This window comes from Dolichospermum circinale AWQC310F (assembly GCF_000426925.1).
Lineage (GTDB): Bacteria > Cyanobacteriota > Cyanobacteriia > Cyanobacteriales > Nostocaceae > Dolichospermum > Dolichospermum circinale.
Genome location: NZ_KE384711.1, coordinates 114476 through 125271, shown reverse-complemented (window position 1 = coordinate 125271; position 10796 = coordinate 114476). Strand labels below are relative to the sequence as shown.

9 protein-coding genes and 1 pseudogene are annotated in these 10796 nt (G+C 39.9%); 2 read left to right on the top strand and 8 right to left on the bottom strand.

Going from position 1 to position 10796, the window contains the following annotated elements:
• The coding region (locus tag ACIR310F_RS23205; protein ID WP_081677624.1) for a hypothetical protein at positions 1–1248 on the bottom strand (1248 nt) is incomplete at its 3' end.
• A 518-nt stretch (positions 1249–1766) separates the two neighbouring features.
• Between ACIR310F_RS23205 and ACIR310F_RS0118730 the strand changes: the two genes are divergently transcribed.
• Entirely contained in the window at positions 1767–2378 is a 612-nt protein-coding gene (locus tag ACIR310F_RS0118730; protein ID WP_028085134.1) for a peroxiredoxin, read from the top strand.
• 64 nt (positions 2379–2442) lie between these two features.
• On the top strand, positions 2443–2988 hold the full coding sequence (locus ACIR310F_RS0118725) for a peroxiredoxin family protein (RefSeq protein ID WP_028085133.1): 546 nt from the start codon (positions 2443–2445) through the stop codon (positions 2986–2988).
• 30 nt (positions 2989–3018) lie between these two features.
• Here the strand turns inward: ACIR310F_RS0118725 and ACIR310F_RS23200 are convergent, their stop codons facing one another.
• The 7 genes and pseudogenes from ACIR310F_RS23200 to ACIR310F_RS27110 form a co-directional block, all read right to left on the bottom strand.
• Entirely contained in the window at positions 3019–4968 is a 1950-nt protein-coding gene (locus tag ACIR310F_RS23200) for a tetratricopeptide repeat-containing S1 family peptidase (RefSeq protein WP_081677623.1), read from the bottom strand.
• A 29-nt stretch (positions 4969–4997) separates the two neighbouring features.
• Complete coding sequence (locus tag ACIR310F_RS0118715) at positions 4998–5831, bottom strand: S1 family peptidase (protein WP_035368450.1); 834 nt, start codon at positions 5829–5831, stop codon at positions 4998–5000.
• A gap of 165 nt (positions 5832–5996) precedes the next feature.
• Positions 5997–6665 (bottom strand): COP23 domain-containing protein, encoded by a 669-nt coding sequence (locus tag ACIR310F_RS23195; protein WP_035368448.1) that lies wholly within the window; start codon positions 6663–6665, stop codon positions 5997–5999.
• 293 nt (positions 6666–6958) lie between these two features.
• The gene (locus ACIR310F_RS0118700) at positions 6959–7597 is read right to left on the bottom strand and encodes a COP23 domain-containing protein (protein ID WP_028085130.1); all 639 of its coding nucleotides are present in this window, start codon (positions 7595–7597) and stop codon (positions 6959–6961) included.
• A gap of 100 nt (positions 7598–7697) precedes the next feature.
• Positions 7698–8882, bottom strand: a complete 1185-nt coding sequence (locus tag ACIR310F_RS23190) for a DUF1565 domain-containing protein (RefSeq protein ID WP_051289748.1) — start codon at positions 8880–8882, stop codon at positions 7698–7700.
• 540 nt (positions 8883–9422) lie between these two features.
• Entirely contained in the window at positions 9423–10529 is a 1107-nt protein-coding gene (locus tag ACIR310F_RS25875; RefSeq protein ID WP_051289746.1) for a hypothetical protein, read from the bottom strand.
• 39 nt (positions 10530–10568) lie between these two features.
• Positions 10569–10796, bottom strand: a pseudogene (locus tag ACIR310F_RS27110) (hypothetical protein); the annotation flags it as partial.

Below are 10796 nucleotides of genomic sequence, written 5' to 3'. Positions count from 1 at the left end.
AGATACCTTTTCAGGATTGGGAGTTGCAGAAGGTTGTGTTTGAATTGTAGATACCTTTTCAGGATTGGGGGTTGCAGAAGGTTGTGTTTGAATTGTAGATACCTTTTCAGGATTGGGAGTTGCGGAAGGTTGAATCTGAGAACTCACTCCAGAAGCATTGAGATTATTTTGGAACTTGAATTGGAAACGATAAGAGCTAATTAGTTGCTGATCGGCTTGAGGCGGATTATTCTTGAAATATGCTCTCACCTTAGATTGTAACTGAGGCGATATACTTGCTTCTTGGAATTTAATATCTAAAACCTTGCCATCTGAACCTACTAATGCTGCTCCCGAAACTGTACCTTCCATCTCTGCTGTATCAGTAGGGATGGTTTCACGAATTACCCCTTTTTCTTTGAGATTCGGATATTCCCGTTGAATGTTTTGTCTGAAAGTGAGATGGGATTGCAGTTTAGCCACCAATTGCTCAGTTCCCTTACTTTTAAATTCAGACTCGGTTGTGAGTATTCCTGGTAATTTACCTGTAGAATTGTCTGTTAAAGCTATTTTTTCCTGTTCTTGAGGAATTTTCACCGCATTATCTTCTGATTTCACCGCTTGTGTTGGTGAAATTCCTGTTGCCGTTCTACTGCCAATGTCATACTGTTCAGGAGATGGATTATTAAGTGGTTCTCCAGATATTTCATTATTCTGCTTGATTTCTGGTAGCCTATTAATTGCTAGGGGTTCAGTTTCTGGGATTCTCTCGCTGAGATTATTGACATCAGGAGACGCTGAGGGAGTATATCTGGCTTCTAATCTAGGTATTTCTCTCTGTGAATTGCTGCGAATCAGTCCCAAGATAGATTGTCTGCTAGGTAGGGAAGAGGTGTTATAGCCGGTTGGTGAGCTAGGAATAACTGATAATGGTGGATTAGATAATTCTGGCTGCAAAGGTGGATAGATAGTTGTTAAGTTCCCCAAATTACTTCCCGGTAGTTGTTGCTGTAGTGGTAGTGGGGGTTGCTGTAATGGCATCTGGGATATTTTAGCAGGTTGCGGTAATCGCTTTTGATCGGCTACGCTCAATTCCATGAGGGGAACTGCTTTTGATGGGTCAATCTTAGCAGATTCACTAGAGTTAACTGGCATTAATGGCACAATTAAGGCAATAGCACCGTGGATACCAAGGGAAGCTATGGCTGCTATTCCCGTTGGTTGGCTCAACATTTCCGGTATGTTTTTGAAGATGGATACGTAAGACATAATGTTATCGTTTATTTAGATTGGTTAAGGTTGAATAGAAGTTTTATCAACAAAGAATTTAGGACTCATTTTCATGATCAAGTGTAAAGTATCAATAGTGAAGTTAACGGACATAATGACCCTGATCCCGAAATTGATTAATTCCCGAATTTGTATGTTATGAATTATTGTTTGTATTTTAGACTATTTTGTCATTTTCTGCATCTATCCTAATTCTTACATAATAACTTCCTCTGCGGTTAATTTCAACAGGAAAAATCATGATATTTTAAGTTTCTATTTTCCCGGTTCCCTTTTTCCTAAAGATCAGGAATCTCGACTCTCTTCAGTAGTATTAGTGTTAATATTTACTTTTTTGCAATTACTAAATCATGTTTGCCGTCAGCGTTAGGACTATGATCTGATATTGACATAATTATATATAATTAGATGATGACTGTGTAGATAAGTAATTTTCATTTAACTAATATGCCCAGGCTGCAAAATAAATATAAGTACCAAGAAGGAGAGTTAGGTTAATGACATTCACCTATGGAATAGAGGGATGCCTCCGCGTTGGTCAACTAGCTCCCGATTTTACAGCAACAGCCGTAGTAGATCAAGAGTTTAAGTCAATTAAATTATCTGATTATCGCGGTAGATATGTTGTTCTGTTTTTCTACCCCCTGGATTTTACCTTTGTTTGTCCTACTGAAGTTGCTGCTTTTAGCGATCGCTATGCAGAATTTAGCAACCTAAATACGGAAGTTTTCGGTATTTCCGTTGATAGTGAATTTTCTCACCTCGCTTGGATGCAAACAGACCGTAAATCCGGCGGTGTTGGTGACTTAAATTATCCCCTGGTTTCTGACATTAAAAAAGAAATTAGCGCCGCTTACAATGTTCTCGACCCCTCCTCTGGTATTGCTTTACGTGGTTTGTTCATCATTGATAAAGATGGCATACTTCAACACGCCACTATAAATAATATGGCTTTTGGTCGCAGTATAGATGAGACTTTAAGAACATTACAAGCAATTCAGTACGTACAATCTCACCCAGATGAAGTTTGTCCTATTGATTGGCAACCAGGAGATAAAACTATGAATCCTGATCCCGTCAAGTCTAAAATCTACTTCTCTACTACTTAAATAACCGGTTAAATAACTGGGGATTAGGAATTAGTGCTGACAAATTACTTACAAATTACTCTTTATGCTGACTGCAACTGATTTCACTGGCTTATTTAATGAGAGATTTTTCCATAACTTTTTACCCATACCAGCCCTAGATAATTTTAGATTGGGTGTAGGAACACCAGATTTTAAATTATCGAATATTAATAACAACACTGTTATCAAACTCTCTGAGTTCCGAGGTAAACAACCTGTAATACTGGCATTTACCAGAATTTTCACAGAAAAGCAATATTGCCCCTTTTGTTATCCCCATATTCAAGCTTTAAATGAAAATTATGAACAGTTCAAAAATCGAGGGATTGAAATTCTATTAATTACTAGCACTGACAAAAAGCAAAGTCAAATCATCGTCAAAGATTTGGGTTTAAAAATGCCATTATTGAGTGATCCTAGTTGCCATACATTTCGTACTTATAAGACTGGACAAGCATTAGGAGCGCCTTTACCAGCGCAGTTTGTGTTAGATAAAGATGGAAAACTGCTCTACAGGCATTTATTTTCTTTCTTAAATCATAATGCCAGTGTAGAGACACTTTTAGAAAAATATAGCGGTAGGCAATAGGCAATAATTTGGCTATCTGTTCATTAGCTTTCAATTGGCATGAACAGGTTCTAACTTACCTGTAGCCCGATTATATTGATAACCTTTAGAGGTTAAACTGGGATGAGGAAGCACACAATATTTTTTGTTATCAATCACGATTGATACTACTTTTTCCCCAGAGTTACAGGAGACATCAGTTAATTCCCAACTTTTAATTAGCTCTAAATTGCCATGAACAGGTTCTAACTTACCTGTAGCCCGATTATATTGATAACCTTTAGAGGTTAAACTGGGATGAGGAAGCACACAATATTTTTTGTTATCAATCACAATTGATACTACTTTTTCCCCAGAGTTACAGGAGACATTAATTACTTGCCAACTTTTAATTAGATCCACATTTGGGTCACTAGAAGAATTAGAACTTGGTTTTGGCTGTGGTTCTGCTGGAGAATTAGAACTTGGTTTTGGCTGTGGTTCTGCTGGAGAATTAGAACTTGGTTTTGGCTGTGGTTCTACTGGAGAAGCAGAATTTTTAATATAACGTCTTGTAAATATTTCCGAGGCCTTTTGGTAATCCGAAAGTGCATTTTGAAAATCACTAGTTAGAGTGTAAGCTATAGCGCGGTTAATATAAGCATTAAAATCATCAGGATCAATCATAATACCTAGAGTCGCCACCTTTATGGCTGCTGGATAGTCTTTTAAGTTATTAAGCACATCTGCCTGAATAGTGTACCCATAACTGTTGCGAGGATCGAGACGAATAGCTTGTTTAGAAGATTCCAAAGCCGCCTGGTATTTTCCTAACTTAATGTAAGCCATACCTTGATGGGCATAGGCATCGGCATAGTTAGGGTTAAGACGAATTGCGCGGTTAAAATCCTCAAGGGCCGCTTGATCATTTTGTAAGAATAGCTGACTCCAACCCCGGTTGAGGTAGGCATCTAAGTAGTTAGGATCAAGAACAATAGCTTGGTTAAAATCCGTCAGGGCTTCTTGATGTTTGCTGACCCAGGTGTATGAATATCCTCTTTTGAAGTATGCTTCTATATATTTAGGGTCTAGCTTAATTGCTTGAGTAAAATCTTCCGCAGCTTCCCGATAATTATATTGATCTAGTTTAGTAATACCCCTACCATAAAAGTCTCTTGCTGACTGAGGATTATTTAAATTATTAGCAGGTTTATCAGTAGGACTATCATCCTTCTTCATGGGAGTGCTTTTAATAACTGGCTCATTTGTAGCTAAAAAAGTATTAATAGGAATCCCTGCATTAAATCCCGTTTTTTGTGTCACCACTGCTCCCGTTTCCGTTTTATTCTTAGCTGAAGTATCAGCTAACCCGTGAATTGCCACAACCCTACCAGCAATATCAAACACCGGTCCACCACTATTACCAGTTATAGTTTTGGCATCATAAATCAAACTATAGCCATTAACACCTTTACTAGCGCGAGAAACAACCATTCCCGTAGTAAAAGCAAAGTCTCTAGCAGATCCAACTTTACCAAACACCGCTGGAAAACCGCCCACAAAGACATCAGATCCCTCTATCATTTGGTCAGAGTTTCCTAAGGTAGCAATGGGATAATCTTCTGTGGCCACAAAAGTAGCTAAAGCTAAATCCGCGTCGTTTTTAGTTTTCTGTAATACCTTAACATCTTTAACAGGATAATCTTTGCCCGTGTTTGTGCGTACAGAATAAGTAGTGTCTGTAGCGCAAGTAATTTTTCCTGCCCGTCCTAAATCATCACATACTACATGATTAGCTGTGAGAACAGTATAAATATTACCTTGTTTAGCAATAATTACACCTGAACCTCCAGGAGTCAGATCACCCTCTGCATTGATTTGGACTGAAGTGTTTTTAGCAATTTGAGCAATCTTTTGGGTACTAACAGTATCAGCAGCAGATGTTGGTAAAGAAATTACAAGATTTGCGATTACTGCCGTAGTTAAGATGGTATAGTTGACCCTGGTAAAATATAAATTCATATTCTGAGTTTTCCTGTAAATCCTGTTAACTATGTTTGATCTTGGTTAACCATTTCTTGTTCTTTGAGAAAATCAAGAACATTGTCAATAGGAATAGCCCAACTAAGAGATTCCATTTGCAAATAATCTTCTTTTTTTGGTATAGTACCATCAGTAAAGGTAAAAGCATCAATACCTTGAAAAGGATATTTTAATAGCCCATTAATACCAATTAGTTCCCCCTGCTGATTTAAGGCCGGTCCTCCACTCATACCTTGAAAAACATCATTAGTGCTACCTAATTGATAACCACCAGGGAGAGTTTTGGCCAACTGCATTTTAATAGTTCCAGTTTTAAGTTGAAAGGCTTTAACTCCCCAATGGCGCGTTTCTTCCATTTTAGTGATCTTCTTGCCCTTGAAGACAAAATGCCAAGCGGGAAAACCAGAGGCGTATACTGTTTCACCCTCAGAAATAGCTTTTGACTTTGGCAATGTTACCACTTGATAATCCTCTGGACTAGTAAATTTCACTAAGGCTAAGTCCAATTTTTTCGCATTAACACAATTAACTTGCTCTGCTGGATAAATGTTACCATCAGCCGTCAAAATTTCATAACCATCTTCAGGACTATCAGCAACTACATGATTATTTGTTAATACTGTATAAGTTGACCCTTCATGTTTAATAACTACCCCTGAGCCAGAACCAAATTTAGTTAAAATTCTGACAGTCACCTGATTGGCAATTTCGGCAGCCGTAGTATCAAAATTTATATAAGAAGTAGCACCCAAAACTACCGGGTGGGAATGGGCATACAACTGAATCACAGAAAACGTTGTAATAAATAGTAAAAACAATCTGCGAGTTATGGGATAAAACATGATTTTTAGACAAAAAAAATAGGGGTTAAATCATGCCTACAAATTATAATGAATTATATATTCGTAATTAGGGAAGAGATCAAAACTTCATCTCTTCCTTAATTACTAATTACAAATAACTTTTTTCCTGGATTAACTCAGATAACTAAGGAGTTGAGTTAATAACTACAAGCCTCTTGAATTATCTCTAAAGGCAGGTTGTTTTGCAGGTTGACTAGTAGACAGACTACGGTTGCTTGTTAGCACATCTTGCAATTTTATTTGCACACGACCTTCTGTTTCCCGAACTACGCCAGCGCTACTACCTTCACGACTAATTTGCATAATTTGGGCAAGAACTTGGTCGGCTTTCTTCGCGTTTTCCGGTTTGAGGGTAAACAGAGTATTACGTCCATTACAACCAGTGTCACTGGCGGAAACTACACAAATGACAGTGTTTTTGTTAGCCCGACCAGTCATCAACACAACATCTTTGAGGCTACCACCACTGTCAGCCACAGCCTGACCTAATTTCTTAGTTACAATTTGGCAACGCCCTTGAGGAGTAAATTTATCACCAAAGTATTTTGAAGCTTGAGAAGTCCAGATAATGACAGGAATAGGCTGTCCACCTGGTCGTTGACCAACGGTAGCTACATTACCCTGACCTTGGGATACACAACTAAATTTAGTTCCTGTATAGGCTTCCTCCGATGGGTCTACATTTGAATTATTACTACTAGCATCCACCTTATTATCTACAGGTGGTAAAGCTTGAACTGTAGAACCCAAACCAACAATGCTAGACAAGGCTAAAGTAGCAACTACAATCGCTGTTTTCAATTGATATTTCATAAGACCTCTAAAATGTTAAAAAGAAAAAGAAATGAGACTTTTAGGGTTTCCGATTGAGGATGTGAGAAAATATTTTGAAAGTTGTCTTGACCGCACAACGCCCCTGGTAAACTTTTCTTCTTGGGGGATAGGTTTTGAAACCCCCATTCCCAAAACCAAGGTTTTTCCTTTTCCCTTTCCTGGTCAAATAGGGTTAAGGCGACCAAGGAAACTAAGGTAGGAAAATTAGGTTTGGAGGAGATAATTGTTTTGAAGCAATTACACTAAATACTTTCCAAACATCCTCTTACTAATTATAAACCACCAGTAGCAGGTTTGGTTCGAGCGGCAGATTTCCCTTTTAGCAAATCGCTCAGTTTCAGCTGGACACGACCTCCGGTTTCCCGAATGACCCCAGCACTAGAACCTTGACGACTGATTTGAGCTATTTGGGTAAGAACTTGGTCTGGTCTCTTGGCATTTTTCGGGTTTAAAGTAAACAGAGTATTGGCACCATCACAACCAGTATCGTCTATAGAAAGTACGCAAATGACGGTTTTAGCTCCTACCGTACCGCTGGTCAAGACAACATCTTTGAGGCTACCACCACTATTAGTTACAGCCTGATTAAATCTTTCTGTCACGATTTGGCAACGGCTTTGAGGACTAACTTTCTGACCAAAATATTTGGAACTGTCTGAAGTCCAAATAATTACGGGAATTGGTTCTCCACCAGGTCGCTGACCAACGGTGGCCACGTTACCATTTTCATCAGATACACAGGTGAATTTAGTTCCTGTATAAGCTTCCTCGGAGGGATCTACATCTGAATCAGCACGATCATCCATAGTATTATCTACTTTTGGGAAAGCTTGAACTGTAGACCCCAAAGCCAAAATACTGGATAAGGCTAAAGTTGCTACTATCATCGCTGTTTTCAATTGATGTTTCATAAGACCTCGTAAATATTAAAAAAATTGGAAGAGATAATCTCAGACTTTGCTTTTCTGTAACTAATAAATGTGACTTTGATACAGAAACCTATACAGTAACTTATAAACCCCCTCTTGCACGAGAGGAAGTAGGTGTAGGGGAATCTGCTAAAGCTTTGAGGTTACCAGTGGCTTGATTATACTGGTAACGTTTAGCTGTTAAGTCAGGATGGGGTACAATACAGTATTGTCTGCGACTCATAATGATGGTCACTACTTCACTACCAGAGTTACAGGTTACAGGTGTTAGTTCCCATTTTTTTAGCAGCGCTATGTTAGGATCACCGGATGATAAATCAGCAGTTTGTGAAGGATCTGGTGTTTCTGTCGTTGTGACATCAAACATGGTGTTGTTTTTCGTGGCATTGTGAAAGTTATAACGACCATTATTGGCAATGACATTGCCAGCTGGGTTATTACTAGTCCCCAAATCAGGTAAAGCATCATGAATGAGAACAACACCGTCTCGCTGATTGTTCTGAATTGTATTTTTACGCACTAAAGGTTTAGCAGATTCGGAAATCACTATACCATCCTTGTTCTGAACGATTTGATTTTCCGTTAGCGAGGGTGTGGAAGTATCACCAATGGCTAAACCAAAGCCGTTATTCTGAAATAAATTATTACGAATTTCCCCCCGGCTTTTTTTCGTTATGGAAATACCATTAGCACTATTTTGCACAAATCGGTTATTTTCAATGCGAGGATTCCCTTCGCCGGTCACAAAAACTCCGTCCCGAGCATTGTTAATAAAGGTACTATTTTTGATAGTTGGGTTAGTTGATTCTACCCATACACCTGTACCCCTTTCATTGGTATTAGTGACGGTTACACCTGCGATAGTGGTATCTTTATCTGCCAAAATAGTAATATTCTGTCTCGCAAAACTGCGAGTGATATGATTACCACCACCAGAAATAACTACCCTCTCACCCCTGTTGGATTCATCACCCCGTAATGTTACCCCTGGTTTGAGTTCTATCGGGAATGATTCGTTGCTATAATTACCAGGAGCTAACTGAATAACTGTACCCGGTTTGGCCTGGCTGAGAGCATCAGTAATGGTCTTATACGGCTTTGCTGATGTTCTAGCTTCATCAGGATTTAAACCATTAACAGAGTCAACATAAATTATCGGTGAAACCGATGGCAATTGGGCTTGTGCTGCAAATGTGACACCAAGTAAACTAGATACAGCCAATGTTGTCACTAAAAAGGAGGTTCCTAATCCAAACTTGTTTTTCATTAATTACTCCCTGACTTGAGGAATACATCTTTAATTTATTACATGATACACTATAAATACTATCAGTTTATCAAATTTAACATATAAATTTTTCCCCTCTTTTCGCCTCTTTTCCCTCGTTCCCCGACAGAGGGGGGGAATGTCACCGGAAGCTTCTACTGTGTTTACTGTATTTGAGGCAGAGCCTCAAACTCCGGGGTCTGGGAACGAGTTCACGAGTTAAATAGGAAGACACAAAAGATTGCGGGGAAAAGAAGTAATTATCAGGGCTAAAGCCCTGACTACAAACAATAAAATTATATTTTTTGTGCCATTTGCATAAGTCCTAATTGAGTCAAGAAGCGGTCAGATTTACTGTGGTAGAGATGTTCTATGGAACTTATCTACATAGTCCAGACACTTTCAGGACGAAATAGGAAGAAAAACTTGGTTTTTGTTAGCATTTTTTAGCTTGTTTAGATTTTTATAGCCAGATCGGTAACTTACTTCAATTCAGCAACTCCCAACTGTTGTTCGGAGTTGCTTTTGTGTAATTAGAGGTTATTTGACAGCAGTTCTCAATTGTTTGAGTATGCCACCAATGCCGACGAAACCGCCATTGCGAGAGAGATTCTTAACAGCTTTCGGTTCACTTTGCAGGATAATCCCGTTATAGGCAACAATAGCGTCGTTTAGCTTATTGATATTGACACTTATGCCAGCGCTGCCTTGAGCAATGATAGTCACCGGTTTAAAAGCTTTGGTGCTGGCTACTAGCTGTCCTGATGTTGTCATAGCTACAGGCTGATTTGGCAGGGAGCCAGTAGTAGAACCACCAAACAAACCAGTCAAGGATGTGACTAGTGCTGTTGCTAGTTGCGGGGAAATACCAGCAGCAGTGAAGCTGTTTGTTAAAGCAACGGCAGCCTGTTGTGCCCCAGCACCACCTGTCAATATCGCACCAACGTCAGCAGCACCACCACCTGTAGTACCGCCTGTTGTATCACCTGTTGTACCACCTGTAGTACCGCCTGTAGTACCGCCTGTTGTATCACCTGTAGTACCACCTGTAGTACCACCTGTAGTACCACCTGTAGTACCACCTGTAATTATACTGTTAACATTCTGAACAATAGCGGCAGCCAACTGATTCACGACAACCTGGATTTGTGGGGCAAGGGTGATCACAACAGTGTTTCCCGTTCCACCATCTGTCACAGTGACGCTAGATGACGTTGTTTCTAGGGACGCTGCTGTAACTGCAACTGTTACACCTGTGTCACCACCTGTAGTTGTAGTAGCCACCGACGTAGCACCTGCCGTGGAAACACCAGATGTAACAGTGGCTGAAACACCGGATATTATAGGAATGATTACAGCCACTCCTGTTGTTGTTGTTGCTGTTGTTACCAAGGCTGGTGTTGCTTGTCCTCCTATCGTTGTTGTTGTCGTTGCTGCTCCTGCTGCTCCTCCAGTTCCTCCTGTTGGCAGTGCTGCTGGCGGCGCGGAAAAAATGGTAGTTGTTGTACCGCCGGTTTGAGCACCACTGGCAGTACCGGCTGTACCTTTACTTGGACCGACAACTTGGGCTAGACTTGGTAATTGCCAAGCCAAGGACATGAGGGGAGTGAGACTGAGGGCAAAAATGAGATTTCTGATTTTCAACATGATGATCCTTTAAGTTCTAAATCTCTAAATTCTAAGTGTTTATTTAGGCAAGAAATTGAAACCATAACCCAGACTCAGCGAAAACACTGTGCCGCCTGGGCTGTTGTCCGTGAGGTCTGATCCTGAAGCTGTAATTGTTAAGGGTAGAGTAGGTATGGGAACGATGGAAGCCCCAATGTTGAAACCAACTCCACTCCAACCTAGACCCACACCCACCTGGGGATGAACTTGCACACCGACTCCGGCAAATACACCAGTGCTGGCATT